The sequence below is a fragment of the Pantoea sp. OXWO6B1 genome (assembly GCF_001641135.1).
In the GTDB taxonomy this organism is placed as follows: domain Bacteria; phylum Pseudomonadota; class Gammaproteobacteria; order Enterobacterales; family Enterobacteriaceae; genus Pantoea; species Pantoea allii.
Window position 1 is genome coordinate 30,808 of record NZ_LWLR01000004.1, and the last position, 14,683, is coordinate 45,490.

Annotated in this window: 9 protein-coding genes and 4 pseudogenes; 7 read left to right on the forward strand and 6 right to left on the reverse strand. The window is 49.7% G+C overall.

Annotated features, from left to right (window positions below; all coding sequences use genetic code 11):
- Positions 1-184: 184 nt before the first annotated feature.
- Together A6A26_RS23990 and A6A26_RS23995 are read left to right on the forward strand one after the other, a co-directional pair.
- Positions 185-1,193 (forward strand): annotated as a pseudogene (locus A6A26_RS23990) (AraC family transcriptional regulator ligand-binding domain-containing protein).
- Between the two features lie 170 nt (positions 1,194-1,363).
- The gene (locus A6A26_RS23995; RefSeq protein WP_063881288.1) at positions 1,364-2,266 is read left to right on the forward strand and encodes an SDR family oxidoreductase; all 903 of its coding nucleotides are present in this window, start codon (positions 1,364-1,366) and stop codon (positions 2,264-2,266) included.
- A gap of 130 nt (positions 2,267-2,396) precedes the next feature.
- Here A6A26_RS23995 and A6A26_RS24000 read toward each other — a convergent pair whose 3' ends face one another.
- The 3 genes and pseudogenes from A6A26_RS24000 to A6A26_RS24010 all read right to left on the reverse strand — a co-directional run bounded on the left by A6A26_RS24000 (position 2,397) and on the right by A6A26_RS24010 (position 5,221).
- Complete coding sequence (locus A6A26_RS24000; RefSeq protein WP_063881289.1) at positions 2,397-3,251, reverse strand: SMP-30/gluconolactonase/LRE family protein; 855 nt, start codon at positions 3,249-3,251, stop codon at positions 2,397-2,399.
- Between the two features lie 85 nt (positions 3,252-3,336).
- Positions 3,337-3,810, reverse strand: coding sequence for a DMT family transporter (locus A6A26_RS24005; protein ID WP_063881290.1), 474 nt, complete (start codon positions 3,808-3,810; stop codon positions 3,337-3,339).
- 14 nt (positions 3,811-3,824) lie between these two features.
- Positions 3,825-5,221 (reverse strand): annotated as a pseudogene (locus A6A26_RS24010) (amidohydrolase family protein).
- A gap of 142 nt (positions 5,222-5,363) precedes the next feature.
- Here A6A26_RS24010 and A6A26_RS24015 point away from each other — a divergent pair.
- A complete protein-coding gene (locus tag A6A26_RS24015) occupies positions 5,364-6,251 on the forward strand; it encodes a LysR family transcriptional regulator (RefSeq protein ID WP_063881291.1) in 888 nt (295 codons plus the stop codon).
- Positions 6,252-6,404: 153 nt separating this feature from the next.
- Here the strand turns inward: A6A26_RS24015 and A6A26_RS24020 are convergent, their stop codons facing one another.
- Positions 6,405-7,298: a LysR family transcriptional regulator gene (locus A6A26_RS24020; protein ID WP_028715698.1), complete on the reverse strand. Its 894-nt coding sequence runs from the start codon at positions 7,296-7,298 to the stop codon at positions 6,405-6,407.
- A gap of 116 nt (positions 7,299-7,414) precedes the next feature.
- Between A6A26_RS24020 and A6A26_RS24025 the strand changes: the two genes are divergently transcribed.
- The 4 genes and pseudogenes from A6A26_RS24025 (at position 7,415) to A6A26_RS24040 (ending at position 10,492) form a co-directional block, all read left to right on the forward strand.
- On the forward strand, positions 7,415-8,380 hold the full coding sequence (locus tag A6A26_RS24025; RefSeq protein WP_063881292.1) for an aldo/keto reductase: 966 nt from the start codon (positions 7,415-7,417) through the stop codon (positions 8,378-8,380).
- A gap of 17 nt (positions 8,381-8,397) precedes the next feature.
- The gene (locus tag A6A26_RS24030) at positions 8,398-8,913 is read left to right on the forward strand and encodes an NAD(P)H-dependent oxidoreductase (RefSeq protein WP_063881293.1); all 516 of its coding nucleotides are present in this window, start codon (positions 8,398-8,400) and stop codon (positions 8,911-8,913) included.
- 333 nt (positions 8,914-9,246) lie between these two features.
- Positions 9,247-9,848: pseudogene (locus A6A26_RS24035) on the forward strand (site-specific integrase).
- A gap of 137 nt (positions 9,849-9,985) precedes the next feature.
- On the forward strand, positions 9,986-10,492 hold the full coding sequence (locus A6A26_RS24040; protein WP_063881294.1) for a GNAT family N-acetyltransferase: 507 nt from the start codon (positions 9,986-9,988) through the stop codon (positions 10,490-10,492).
- A 588-nt stretch (positions 10,493-11,080) separates the two neighbouring features.
- Here the strand turns inward: A6A26_RS24040 and A6A26_RS24045 are convergent.
- Together A6A26_RS24045 and A6A26_RS24050 are read right to left on the reverse strand one after the other, a co-directional pair.
- Positions 11,081-13,019 (reverse strand): annotated as a pseudogene (locus A6A26_RS24045) (methyl-accepting chemotaxis protein).
- 609 nt (positions 13,020-13,628) lie between these two features.
- Positions 13,629-13,901 carry a hypothetical protein gene (locus tag A6A26_RS24050; RefSeq protein WP_063881295.1) on the reverse strand — a complete coding sequence of 91 codons (273 nt, stop codon included), beginning with the start codon at positions 13,899-13,901 and terminating at the stop codon, positions 13,629-13,631.
- Between the last annotated feature and the right edge of the window lie 782 nt (positions 13,902-14,683).

The following is a 14,683-nucleotide window of genomic DNA, read 5'->3' on the forward strand; positions in this document are numbered from 1 at the left end:
ATCAAACCTGAGAAAGTGAAAAAGTAGTCGCAAAAGTTATTACTGGAGTATACGTTCCGGAGACGTGCCTTAATGAAATTAAAAAACTTGGTGTGCGATTAGGTCGTCAGGTGTCTGTCAGTCTTTGCAGCCACCTTATTGAAGAGCCTGGTCACTCGCCCCAGAACGTGACGAGGGAGACTAGATGGTTCAGAGCGCAACCTTTCCGGTGGATGTGGGCTGGCAGGCTTTACTGAAAGACCTGGGCCTGACACCTGCGCAGGTTTTACGCCGCGCCGCGCTCCCGGAAGACTTACTCTCGGGAGGAAAACAGCCCCTTTCAACACAGGACTATTTCCGCTTATGACACGCGCTGGAAACTGAGTCTGGTGACGCGATGTTTCCCCTGCGAGTCATGGAAACCCTGACGACCGAATCTTTCAGCCCACCACTTTTTGCCGCCCTTTGCAGTCCAAACCTTATTCAGGCTGCAAAGCGCCTCGCCACGTACAAAAAGCTTGTCTGCCCTATGGAGCTGATGCTGGATGTGGGACCAGAGGGTGAACTGACAGTATCTCCACGCTGGCTGACGCTTCAGGCCGAGGCTCCGCTGTCGCTACAAATCGCGGAAATCGTCTTTTTTGTGGTTTGCCCGTCTCGCAACCCGCGAGCCTGTCCGCGCTTGTCGTGTGGTACTGCCAGACAGTCTTCCCGAACCCCATGCCCGACGCTATGAGAAATTCTTCGGTACCAGCATCATGAAAGGAAGCGTGCCTTCCATTACGTTTACCGCCGGGGATGCATTAAGGCTATTTCTTACCGCCAGTGAAGGTATGTGGCGCGTATTTGAGCCTGATCTCCGTCAGAGACTGAGTGAACTTGAAGCAACCGCCGCATCGGCAGAACGGGTCCGGGCCGTCCTGCTGGAGCTGCTACCGAGTAATACGGCCACGATAAAGAATGCGGCAACCCGCCTCGGACTGAGTCAGCGCTCGCTCCAGCGCCGTCTTGCAGAAGAAGGTGTCAATTTTCGCGGATTGGTTAACTCCACGCGCGAGCGTCTGGCACGCCATTACCTCAACACCACTTCAATGTCAGGTGGAGAAATCGCATTTCTGCTCGGTTTTTCAGACCCCAGTTCTTTTTACCGCGCATTTCACGACTGGACTGGACAAACGGTCGGGCGCGCTCATCAGAGTCTTCCACGGAAATAAGCTTTGACCCGTAAGCAATGGAAAACGGAAGGCGGGCGTCGAAATGGCGCTGATTGCATTAACTCTGGCACCGATTGCAGGCGTACTGGCCTGCCCTATCGGTTAAGCTGGGTCAGGATAGCGTGAAAGCAGCGCCAGCCCTGTCACAATGCACTACAGGAGCAACTCAGATGTATGAAATCAGCCAGCAACGGGGCCGCAGGGTCATTATCACCGGAGCCAACAGCGGCACGGGTAAGGAAGCAGCAAAGAGGCTGGCGGCAGCGGGAGCCGATATCATCATGGCCGTACGAAATGAGGCGAAAAGGGAAGAGGCGTGCCGGGAAATTTGTCAGGCCGTTTCCGGGGCTTCGCTTGACGTTCGTATCGTTGATCTCTCCAGCCTTGAAAGCGTGCGTATGTTCAGCCATCAGCTGCTTAGAGAGGGACGCCCGGTGGATCTGCTCGTGAACAATGCGGGGATCATGGCACCACCACGCCGTGAGCTCACCGCAGACGGCTTTGAACTGCAGTTTGCGACAAATTTTCTCGGCCACTTCGCGCTGACGAATCTTCTGCTACCGCTTTTACTGGAAGCAAAAAATCCCCGCGTCACAACCATGACCAGCAGCGCTGCAATGATGGGAAACATTCGGTTTGATGACCTGCATTGTGAACGATCTTACAAACCGATTGCGGCGTATGCACAGTCCAAACTGGCCTGTTTGTTGTTTGCGAATCAACTTGGCCATATCGCAAAAACACGTCACTGGCCGTTACTCAGTACGAGTGCGCATCCGGGCCATACGCGCACTAATCTGCAGACAAGTGGCCCGAATCTGGGAACGGCATCGACCCGAAAAAAACTGATGTATTATCTCGTGCCTTCAGTGCGTGTAGAGTGGGCAACAGAATCGCTCCTGAGAGCAGCTGTTGACCCTTCGGCGACGCAGGGAGAATTTTACGGCCCGCGCTTTCTGCTTTTTGGAGCTCCCCATGTCGCAAAACAACCCAAAACCGTAATGAAATCCGACCCGACGCGCCTGTGGCAGACAGCCGAAGCGTTAACCGGCATTCTGACTCCCGCCGCCTGAGAACAATTTCATAATCTGTTGTTTACATCGCGCTCATGGCAGACGTCTACTTGCGTATAGTCGCGTTGTGCCAAAAGCAAGCGTCACCTTACGACCTGAAGCAGATATGATGCTGTCCAAATTTAATCCGTTAAATTCTATGTGTCGCAAAGCGGCTTTCAGATAATCCGGGACTGACATCAGATTCAGCTTTCAGTAATTTACCGTCATATTCAGACAGCGTAGTGAGCCCTACAGACGCTGTAGTGCAACAGAGGCGGCTGAAGTTCTCACCTGCCAGTACCGGGCAGGTGCTCTGCATTCCCGGCGACAACAGAACTGCGTCTCTGGTTCCATCCGGCCGGTAGCGGACCACACGACTCCCTCCCCATTCAGCATTCCACAAATAGCCCCTGGCATCCACGCAGGAACCATCAGGCGCGCCTTCGACTTTGGTGAATACGCGCTGGTTTTGCAGCGAGGGGTAATCGCAGCACATTATCCGACCCTGCATCGAGTCACAGTAATAGAGAGTGCCGCCATCGGGGCTGAAACAGATGCTGTTTGGAATGGCGACATCGGGCAGTGCAAGCGTCTCAACTGTCAGCGTTGCCGCATTAAGCCGGTGAAACTTACCGATAACGTTCACGGGAAAACCGTCATCCATTGTTCCAAAGACAAAATTACCGCTACGGTCACATCTGCCATCCCCAATGCGGGTACCCGTGCCTCCCGGTGAGGCGGCCAGCGTGGTAAGAAAACCGGTGTTGAGATCATACAAAGCCAGCCTGGATGCAAGCCCCATCAGCAGAATATGACTTCGGTCAGTCAGAGCAAAGGAACCAAGGCGTTCAGGCAGCGACCAGCGCATGACAGCGTCGTTACCTTCTTCTAATGCGAGCAGTTCACAGGCTTCAATGTCAGTCCAGTAAATCCTGCGGGTCCTTTCACACCACAGGGGACACTCCCCCAGCGTATTCCTTATATCACCTGCGATTGAAAACATGTGAATCCTCTCGATAAATAAAGGTCGTACTTTGCGCCAGACCAGACTTATCCCCGCCTGCGTGGTAGCAAACGGGGGAAAGCCGTTACTGCAGAAAACGTGCGGAAAGTCGATCGCCGAAAAGCATGACGGCGAGACCGGCCAGCATGACAAGCATTCCAGCCAACTTAATTAAAGAAACCGGGCGCTTGATCGCGCCCAGCAGACCAAAATGGTCGATCATCTGAGATGAGAGCAACTGCCCGACAATTGCCAGTCCGAGCAGAGCTGAAAAACCGATTTTCGGTGCAAGTACCACGTAGCTGAACAGCGCGCAGGCACCGATCAGTCCGCCCGCCAGACTCCAGACAGGCTGAGAAGGAATGGCTGAAAGGGAGGTGAATAACCCTCCACGCAGCAGCGAGTAAATCCCGAGGCTGAACGCCCCGGCCGTAAAGGAAAACAACGCGGCGGTGACAGAGTCGCCTCCGAGTCCTTTTGCAAGCTGACTGTTCAGGGTCGTCTGCAGGGTAATCCCCAGACCTGCTGCAAAAGCTACCACGTAATAAATCGCGCTCATGCTGTTCGTCTCTGTCAGTTAGCCTGAACCAGCGGCAGGAATTTTTCCGCAAAGATGTCTGGCTCATACCCTGCCGCCGCAAAAAGGTGCTCGCGTGATTCATCAATGGCTGCGCGGAGGCGCTCACTGTCCACACCCAGCACTTTGCCGTTCTGCTTGACGATGCGCCCGCCGATCATCACGGTGTCGATGTTACTGCGCTCGGTTGCATGTACCACGGTACCAAACGCATTTCCGTTGGGATAGAGGTTGATATCAGCCGCGTTAATCAGCACCAGATCAGCCTGCTTGCCTGGCGTCAGGCTGCCCACTTTGTCCTGCATTCCTGCACAGTAAGCACCATCGACGGTGGCCGATTTAAGCAGCTGCGCAGCCGGAAGCGTCGTCAGCGAATGCGCTGAATCACAACAGTGCTGCTTGTGCATACCCATCACACGCTGCAGATAGAACGCCACGCGCATTTCCATAAACATGTCGGTGCTGTAAGACGTTTCATTGTCAACACTCAGGCCAGGATGGATACCATGACGTTGCGCGGCTTCAATAGCGAACATCCCGCTTTCGATGCCGTAATGCGAATCTGAGCGCGGGCATACGTTCACCCGGACACCGGCTTCTCGCAGGATTTCCCAGCCTTCATCAGGCAGTGCCGTGCAGTGGTTGAATATATTATCCGGGCCAAGCAGACCCTGCCGATGCAGCGATTCAAGCTCGGAGGCCATCTCAGCACCAAAGAATTCGGTCACGATCGGCAACCCCAGCCTGCGCGCTTCGGCCCATAATTCTGGCTCCAGCTGAGCCATGACGCCCAGCGTCACAAGACTCTCAGGATTGTCCGTGAAATATTTTTCCTGCAGGCGCTGCCAGTTGCCAGGCCAGTGCGCCTTATCCCATCACCGGCCACCGGTGCGCCGGAAGCATGGATCGCGCGAATACCGGCATCAAGCAGGGCCTCAACGGCGGCATCGGAATGTGCTGCGGTCCGGCTGTTGTGCGAGTTATCAATCATTGTGGTGATGCCCGCGTCAATCGCGCCCAGCGCCGTCAGCAGGTTACCCACATAGATATCTTCCGGACGGTAATATTTAGCGAACGAAAAGTGCGTGGCGTTGCTGTAGTCGTCCAGACAGGTGGCGTTGGGGTTGATACGTCGCAGCTGACCTTCCCAGGCGTGACGGTGAGAGTCGACCATCCCCGGCATGGCGATCATATTTGTGGCATCAATGACGTGAGTACCCGGCGCATCAAGGTTCTGTCCCACGGCGGTAATCGTTGATCCAGTGACAAGAATATCGCCACGCTCAAGGTTTCCTACATTGTCGTCCATACTCAGTATGGTGGCCCCGCGAATCAGCGTTACCGGCGGGTTTTCGTGCTGATTATTAACAATATCTCTGTTGTAATCTGTCATTGTCATCGTCTCTTTATGTGTGAACAGGAAAACGATACGCCCTCCGATTAAGGTGAAAAAGATGACTAACGCGTTTTCATAATTCATAATTAACGAATAATGATACTTATCACCCTCATATGATATCCAGGAGAGCAGCCAGATGGATCGCATTCAGGCTATGCAGATTTTTTTAAGGGTGGCTGAGGCCGGAAGCTTTGTGCGGGCAGCGGAAACACTCTCCCTGCCTGCCTCGACGGTTACCAGCACCATCAAAAATCTGGAGAAATATCTGCAGGTGCGTCTGCTAAACCGGACCACGAGACGGGTCAGTCTGACTCCCGAAGGTCTGCAGTATCTGGCGCAGTGCCGGGAAATTCTGGCCTTAATTGAACATACTGAAGCCAGTCTGGCTGATTCGAACAGGCGCCCCCGGGGCCGTTTACGCGTTGATATGCCTGGCGGTATAGCTCATTTCATCGTTATGCCCAATCTGAAAACGTTCTACAGCCGGTATCCTGATATTTACCTGATGATTGGTGTCAGCGATCGTCAGGTCGATCTGGTTCAGGAGGGGGTGGATTGTGTAATCAGAACCGGAGAGTTGCTTAGCTCAACGCTGGTTGCCCGCCCGCTCGGGCAGTTTCGCTGGATCACCTGTGCCTCTCCCGGCTATCTCAGGGCGTATGGTATTCCGCAGTCACCTGAAGAGTTATCTCATCACCGGGCCATTCACTATTTTTCCGGCCAAAGCCGGCGCACGGACGAACTATGTTTTGTGCAGGGAACGGAAACGCTGTCTGTCTCCGTTAGCGGGCAGGCCGCCGTCAACGAGACGGGACTCTATATAAAAATGTGCCTTGAAGGGTTCGGACTGGCGCAGCTTGCTGAGAACGTGGTCGCAGAACACCTGCAGAAAGGAACGCTGGTTGAAGTCCCGGCCGAATGGCAGCCGTCGTCTGTTCCTGTCACATTGCTTTACCCCCATCAGCGTTTTCTGTCACCCGCCGTTCGCGCATTTGCAGACTGGATAGATGAAATCGTTAACTGATACCTCTAGGCCGGTGTAGACGAAAGTCTGTGTCTGGCGGATGCGCGCATCCCGGAGCAGCGACTTATCGGGGAAAGGGTTGTACCCGGACATTCAACTCTCCGGGTAAGTGGTGCCGCCGTCTGAAGGTGCCAGCCGCATCCGGGCACGCACTCAGCTGAAGTGCCGGAGTAAAATATCTTCCAGAATGCGAAAAACGGTCCTGATGCGCTGCGGTACAAGGGTCTGATAGGGCCGGTAAAGATAAAGCTGCCAGGTTTCCAGTTTCAGTTCCGGCAGGACATTCACCAGCCTGCCGTCTTCGAGGTATTCCCTGCAGGCCAGATTACTTGACTGGATCACGGCTTTCCCGGCTAAAGCAGCCTGAATCTCAGACTGGGAGTCGGTGGTAAAAAACTCAAGATGGCGCGGTACAAACGTATCGACGCCATCGAGCATATATTCGAATACTTTGCCGGTTTCAGGATTCAGCAACCCACTGAAAGGATAGCGCTGGCGCAGATCTTCGAAGTTTTCCGGCGCCCCCAGCTTCTCAATGAGTTCAGGCGATGTCATCAGCGCGTGATGAACGAGCGTGATGGGCCTGATAATAAAGTTCGGATTTGGCTCGCGTTCGATGCGGATCCCCATATCAATGCGGTTCTGTATCGAATTCAGCTTCATCATGTCCAGCCGCCAGTCTATAAACAGCTCAGGATAGGGTCGAAGCGCAGTCAAAAGCTCAAACAGCACCTGTTCGTGTCCGGGAAAACGGAACAGTGTGATCCTCACAATCCCCTTCATCTCATTGTCATCTCTGGCCGTCTGAAACAGCGCTTGTGAGTCTTCAAGAAGGCGCACAGCCTTTGGCAGGAAAAGTTCGCCAAAGCTGGTCAGCACAATCGATCGGGTATTCCGCTTGAACAGTGGTTCGCCGAGCTGATTTTCCAGCTCAGCAATGGTTCGCGTTACCACGGAGGGAGAAATGGCCAGCCTGACCGCAGCTTCGCGAAAATTCATCGTTTCCGCAGCGGCAACAAAAAATCGCAGAGCATCAAGTTTATTCATGATTATTGTGTTTTCAGCAATTCTGGCTTTCGAAATTAGCAATTTTTCGGCAATAAATCCAGCCGTATACTTAACCACTCAAAATCATCAGCGTCTTAAATAAGGGTGAAATAATCATGAAATTGAGAAGGTTAGGTAGCCAGGGGCTTCATGTCTCAGAGATGGGGCTGGGGTGCATGGGCATGGATCATGGCTATGGTCATTCAGTTGAAATCAAGGAAAGGATAAAGCTGATAGACAAGGCTGTTGAGCTGGGATGCAACCTTTTCGACACGGCCCCTATTTACGGATTTGAAAACGAAGAACTGCTGGGTACTGCTCTTAGTAAACACAGGGAGAGTGTCATCATTGCGACCAAGTTTGGCGTGACCGGAATGGAAAATATCGATGGTCAGCTGGTACCGGTTCTGGACAGTAGCCCGGCGTCTGTCCGAAAGCAGCTGGAAGGTTCTCTTGACCGTCTTAAAACCGATTATATTGACTTGTTTTACCAGCATCGCGTTGATCCTGCGGTTGAGCCGGAAGTGGTCGCAGGATTGATGAAAGAGTTAATCGCCGAAGGGAAAATAAAGTACTGGGGATTATCCAATGCGCCCGCGTCTTATATCCGGCGGGCCCATGCAGTGTGCCCGGTCACCGCCGTTGAAGATCAGTATTCGATGATGTGGCGTAAGCCTGAGCAGGATCTGTTTACAGTCTGCGACGAACTCGATATCGGCTTTATGGCTTACAGCCCGCTGGGTAATGGTTTCCTGAGTGGTCAGGTGAAAGCTGATATAACCTACGGGGAAGGCGATTACCGGGGCATGATGGGGCGCTTTAAACCCGAGGTAATGGAAAATAATCAGGCGCTTCTTAATCTCATCGCCGACATTGCCGGAAGAAACAACGCAACGTCGGCACAGGTTGTCCTCGCGTGGGAACTGGCTCAGAAGCCTTATATCGTGCCGATTCCGGGTACAACGAAATTACACCGGCTGGAAGAGAATTTTCATGCTGCAAATATTCAGCTCAGTGACGCTGAATTACATGACATCAATGACGCTTTATCCCGGCTTGAAATTGACGACACATTCTTTTAAAGACAAGAGATAAAAAAATGAAAACAACTGTATTTGTTATCCATCCCAACATTCATCTGTCCCGTGTTAACTCGGCGCTGGCAAAAAGTGCAGCATCACTGCCCGATGTCGAAGTGCGTTATCTGTATAACCTGTATCCGGATGGCAAAATTGACGTGGCTGCTGAACAGGCTGTTCTGGAAAATACCGACCGTATTGTGCTGCAGTTCCCGATGCAGTGGTACAGCACGCCGCCGCTTCTCAAACAGTGGCTTGATGACGTACTGACCTACGGCTGGTCACATGGTGGCGAAACACAGGCACTGCGTGACAAGCAACTTATGCTGGCCGTTTCGCTCGGTGGTGCTGAGTCTGCCTATCAGCCTGATGGCGCAGCCGGTCATACGGTAAGCGAATACCTGCAGTCCTTTGAAACCATCTCCGGATATCTGGGGATGCACTATATCAAGCCTTTCATTACAGGCGGAAGTGCGACGATCACCGACGAAGAAATTGAAGCACAGACTGAACGCTACAAAACGGTATTAGTCTGATTAGCATCATGCATTCTATCAATTATTAAAACGTTCAGATGTGCTGGTTGTCGCTGACAATTATCATTGGCGGCAACTAGCAGAATTATGGCTGCTGATGGCTGTTTTGACGGCCCTCAGCATACGCGAGAGCCCCCTACACTATGCATTTCTGAAGCATTGCTGCTTATTTAAGTTATGCGGTAGCCACTTCAGAACGTTGAACCTGCTTTGCGAAATTCTCATAAAAGTATGTTCTCCGTATAAAGACATTACTATATGAATCTTTAACGTCCGCTTTTCGCTCAAATGAGACAACCATAATCACATCTCCTAACCCAATGGAGATTGAACATGACAGTATCCCCCTGGAACAAAAGCCGCCTTATTGGCCAGAAACGACCTCTTCAGATCTCTCATATCTGGGGGATTCGTATCCGTCTTGAACTGGAAGGAAAAGTCCGCGATTTGGCTCTGTTTAACATGGCTCTGGACAGTAAACTTCGGGGCTGCGATCTGGTTAAGTTGAAAGTTTCTGATGTGGCCTATGGACACACTGTTTCGGGCAGAGCGACTGTGATGCAGCAAAAAACGGGCAGCCCTGTTCAGTTTGAACTGACGAAGGGAACCAGAGAGGCTGTATCCGCATGGATCAAAATGGCTCATTTGCGTAGTAGCGACTATCTTTTCAGTCCCGCATTGGTTCTTCAAGACACATTTCAACCAGACAATATAACCGTATTTTTCATGGATGGATTGAGAAGCTGGGTCTCGATGAAACGCTTTACAGTACGCATTCCATGCGCAGAACCAAGCCATATCTGATCTATAAAAAAACGAAAAATCTTCGTGTTATCCAGTTACTTTTGGGTCATAAAAAACTCGAAAGCACAGTACGTTACCTGGGCATCGAAGTAGATGATGCCCTGGAGATATCAGAATCTATTGAAGTCTAATTTGTCAGGGCTGCAACAGCAGCCCTGTGCCAGAAGCGGATGTTAACCCTGTAGGCAATTTATAAAACATTGTGAAAACTCATGTTAATTTGTTGTGTTAGTGGAAGTTGACAATTTACGACGGGAGAGAGCCTGAAGTGAAAGCATTTAAGGTGCGTCGCATCAATGAGAGCGATCTGGAAGATTTCAGAAGAGTAAGACTGGAAGCGTTGCTCCTTCATCCGGACGCTTTTGGCGCCTCTTACGAAGACTGGAGGCAGAAGCCATCAACATTCTTTGCTGAAAAATTGCGAACCAATCATATTTTTGGCGGATTCGACCTTCACAACACCTTACAGGGCCTGATTGGTTTGAGCTTCACTACCTCACCAAAGCTGAGTCATGTAGCTACTATCTGGGTGATGTATGTCCGTGCCGGGATGAGGGGATCGGGACTATCATCAGGGCTAATGGAGGCTGCGCTTGAAGCTGCAAGCTCAGTAAGAACTATAAAGCTTTCCGTAGTCACAACGAATCATGCCGCATATGCACTTTATCAGTCGTACGGTTTCACTAACTGGGCCACTGATACTGCTGCGCTTTACTCTAGCGGTCTTTTTCATGACGAATATCTTATGAGGCGAGACTCGGAAAACGACTCATAACAAAGCCATTATGATAAATAATTGCTTTCGCTTCGACATCATCGAGCGTTGTTTAAGGCAATGTCCGCTTTTCGCTCACAGCGGACCTCCAGCTCAGTCAGCCTGTCCGCTCTGTGCCAAAAGCGGACGTTCCGGGAGCAGGTCAGCGCCTCTATGCAGCTAACGCTGCATCTAATGATTAGCTGCATATCTCCATTTTCAATTTTGAAGTCTGATTGATGAAACTGCGCAGTAAGAGATTTGACTGAACGGCCGGACGGCGCGGGTGCAGAACAGCGCCCCAGAGGGAAGGTGTAACGCGCCGTCCGGCACAAGAAGAAGTATGAAGGCCATCTGCTACAGAAACAACATGGAAGCACTACGGACGTTATGAACATAGCCCATACACACAATGGGTGGTTAATACCAAATATATCATTAGATGTATGATCAGTCCGCAGGGACTTTAATTGCAATAGTGTACTTTATAACTTTTTCATGACCTTGAATGAGTTAAGCCATCCCCAGAGATGGCTTATCAGACAGAGATGTAGTTTTTGTAAAAGTATGTCCACGTTTAATTACACACATCTAAAGCATTTGAACCACTTAAACTGCGTTTGTGCGGAACACGCTGACAGCATCTCTCAGGCTTGCGGCCCGGTTTGCAAGTTCATCAGCGGATGATGCAGATTCTTCAACCAGCACGGCATTCTGCTGCGTAACCTGATCCATCTGTGTCACCGCAATATTTATTTGTGATACGCCCGCACTCTGTTCTTCAGAAGAAGATGAGATCTCTCTGACCAATTGCGATGTCTGCTCAATTGCTTCCACGCTTTGTTTAACTTTTTCACCGGCATCCCGGGCCATCAAAATTCCCTGTCCGGCATGCTCAACTGACTGCTCAATAAGCCCTTTGATTTCCTTCGCCGCTCCAGCCGATCGCTGCGCCAGTGCCCTGACCTCAGAAGCAACAACAGCAAAGCCCTTACCGTGCTCACCTGCCCGGGCAGCTTCGACGGCTGCGTTTAAAGCAAGAATATTCGTCTGAAACGCTATCCCGTCAATAACGGAAATGATTTCTTTAATCTGTCCAGCACTGTTGCTTATTTTTTCCATTGAATCCAGGACTGACTCCATGGCCTCACCGCCTCTCAAGGCCGCAGTTGTAGCGGAGTTGGCCATTTCAGCAGCATGACGCGTGTTATCCGCATTATTGCCGATGATTGACGATAACTGCTCCATACTTGCCGCAGTTTCAGCCAGAGAGGCTGCCTGCTCTTCCGTTCGCGCCGACAAATCACCATTTCCACGGGCTATTTCTTCAGATGACGTAGCAATAGTGACAGCGTTACTTTTAATGTTTTCCACCGTAAGCGTAAGTCTCTGACTCATTTGCAGTAATGCCTTAAGCAGTGCGGCAGTTTCATTGCGTCCTGTCACCGTCAATGTTGACGTAAGGTCACCGCCCGCCACCTCAAGGGCCAGTCTTGATGCGGCACTGATAGGTCTGGTAACGGAGCGAATAATAACCAGAGCAAAAATTACTGCCAGCAGGACGATAAAAACAAGAACGGTCAGTAGTGCATATTGTGCATACCGGTGTTCCTTAATCTGCCCATTCAGCATTTCATTCAGTTCATTACCCCCGGCAATGGCGTAGTCGCTGAATTTGTTAATAGCGTGTGTAAAGAGCGCTGCATAGTCCTTCGGGTTTTGATTCGTCATGCTGCGGTTAATGAAAATCGCCTCAGCGGTTTTGAGAGCACTGTTTGCCTCCTCAACGGCTGCATCTGCATTTGCGCTAAATTTTTGCTTAAGTGTGTTATCAGATAAAAACAGTTTTTCAGAATCCTGAACAAATAAATTCAGGTTATACGAACCATTACTGATTAAAGACTCCATACGGACAGAGTCTGCTTCACTTATGCTTTCATTTCGGGCAAGAAGGGAAGTACCAAATGCACGTATTTTCCCAAGGCTTTCGGTCAGTTCAGGCAATGATGAAAAATTACTCGTAATTAAACGGTACGTGTTGATATCTGAATCGAGTGAAAGGCCGTAAAAATCCAGCACATCACGGTTCGCATTCAAAAGGTTGCGGATGAGGAGGGCATGTGCATCAAGACTGGCTGTCAGAGTCAGTTGTGAAGAATCGATTCTTTGCTGTAGCTGGCTCCACTGTGCGCGCACGTCATTGATTTTTTATGATCATGGCAGCGCTGCCTTCTGTCTTGGCCATATCTTTGGTAATAACATCAGTGATGTTTTCAATTTCATCTCTGACCTGAACGCGGGACGGTGTTGCTGGATTTTTGGTTGCAATGGCAAGGGCGGTTTCTGCACGATGGCGCTGTATCAAATTGAGTAGGGCTAAAATCTTATTTTCTACGGGGATACCTGTTACCTCTCTTTGCTTATCCTGAATGTATTTATTACCTTCAGACACAAAAAGCATGGTAGGAACTGAGAACAGAACAAGGGAAAACAGGCCCAGAATGGCAAATTTGGCGGTAAGGCTTATATTGTTAAGAATCTTATTCATTTTTAATTCCTGGTGAATTAATTCGTTATAGTGACAATTACAAAAGATACATTCGTAACGCACCTTAATGCATTTATCGGTTATTCACTCACTAACTTTATACCGCACGGTTGTTTTACTGCATTACGTAATAAACTTTTAGTAACGTTAAACAAAGCACTTAAGCTAAATAATCATTTTTTCTCGGGATTAAGTTCTTTTCGCAGCAGCATTAGCCATTGCTGGATTTTCATCAGAGTATTTTTACTGAGATTTGAATGAGCCGGCTGAACCAGATGCGAATCGCACACTGTATTATTAGCATGTCGCCGAAAGACGTTGTCTAAGGGGGGTAAGGTGAAGCAAAGGTTACTAAGCCAAAATTATCTGACCTGGCAGGCGCTTTGATCGCTGCCTGCTACCTGTTGATTCACACAGAATGTTGTTAGCAATGCTCACGGTCGCTCATAGCGGACCTCAAGCTCAATAAATCTGTCCGCTTTGTGCCAGAAGCGGACATGGCTAAAATCGGGATGACCTTAGCGGCAGACAGGATACAGGCCATCACGTGAGGTAATAAACTCGCATGAGTTCGGTAAAGTCATCGGTGTGTTTTGACAGATTTGAATATTATAAGCTGCTGTCAGTTTTACCCTCGTTCAGGCTATTGATGATATGAAGATATGGCACAGACTGCCTCTCAAATTCTGGGCTGGTAAGCTTTTTCAACCACGATATGGCCTCAAAAATTTTACACAGGCGGTTGTCGCTACAGCTGCCTGTCGCCATCCTTTTCAGCTGTTCCATAAGGGAATTGATGTCAATTTCCTTGTCAGTCAGCGCAAGATACAGGGCGGCTTCGCCAATTATGATGAGTCCTCTTTCTTCGTCTCGAAGTGACATATCTCCCTCCGTAAGGTGATTTAGGCACTGGCATAACTGACTGTCCTGTCTCAGAAGATTTCTTCACTCCTGAATAACTCAGCTGTTTATTCCTGTGAAATATAACCCGCTAAATACCTGTATACTGTTCACTGTTTTCCTGTCGCTTTAGACAGTTAGTGCAGTTATCGGAACGTGAAATTCAACGTAACAATCAATTGTGTGTATAAAATAAGCGAGCACTTCCCTTATCAACACTTTATCCGGACTTTCTTTTGGTTATCAGGTTTTCCGGTGGTTGTGCTTCTTTACCAGACTATCGTCACAGTCATCTCTTTTCTTTAGCGTCAAATCAATGCTTTTAACTATCACTGCGACAGGTATGCTTCCTTATTCAAGGAAATCCATCCGCGAATGCAGCAGATGAATGCATCTTTACGGGTGCGGCAGGGTAAACAGAAATGAATTAAGAAGATGTTAGCGTTCAGTTCGGGCTAAAACGCCGCGCAAGAGGTGAGGCGAACCAGTTGTGTGGCTCCAGGCTTCTCTGGCGGCGGGCGCCAGCACCCAGTTGCACGTTTAAATTATGCCTGAAAGCATTATGCATGCAAGCGAGACGGTAAATAAGATGTTTAATCTGGCTGGCATGCCTTTAATTTCGTGAAAAAAACTTCAGAAAATACATTGCATTCCGGCACGGTAATGCGGATTTAATTTTTATTTTTTTTAAATACCGTCTTTTACTGATTATACGTTTAAGTTGATGTGTTCAGATTCGTTTGGCTTATGGTGAAAACATTATT

Coding starts and splice junctions, on each gene's coding strand:
- A6A26_RS23995 (WP_063881288.1), top strand. CDS start 1,364: ATGTATGAAATCAGCCAGCAACGGGGCCGCAGGGTCATTATCACCGGA.
- A6A26_RS24000 (WP_063881289.1), bottom strand. CDS start 3,251: ATGTTTTCAATCGCAGGTGATATAAGGAATACGCTGGGGGAGTGTCCC.
- A6A26_RS24005 (WP_063881290.1), bottom strand. CDS start 3,810: ATGAGCGCGATTTATTACGTGGTAGCTTTTGCAGCAGGTCTGGGGATT.
- A6A26_RS24015 (WP_063881291.1), top strand. CDS start 5,364: ATGGATCGCATTCAGGCTATGCAGATTTTTTTAAGGGTGGCTGAGGCC.
- A6A26_RS24020 (WP_028715698.1), bottom strand. CDS start 7,298: ATGAATAAACTTGATGCTCTGCGATTTTTTGTTGCCGCTGCGGAAACG.
- A6A26_RS24025 (WP_063881292.1), top strand. CDS start 7,415: ATGAAATTGAGAAGGTTAGGTAGCCAGGGGCTTCATGTCTCAGAGATG.
- A6A26_RS24030 (WP_063881293.1), top strand. CDS start 8,398: ATGAAAACAACTGTATTTGTTATCCATCCCAACATTCATCTGTCCCGT.
- A6A26_RS24050 (WP_063881295.1), bottom strand. CDS start 13,901: ATGTCACTTCGAGACGAAGAAAGAGGACTCATCATAATTGGCGAAGCC.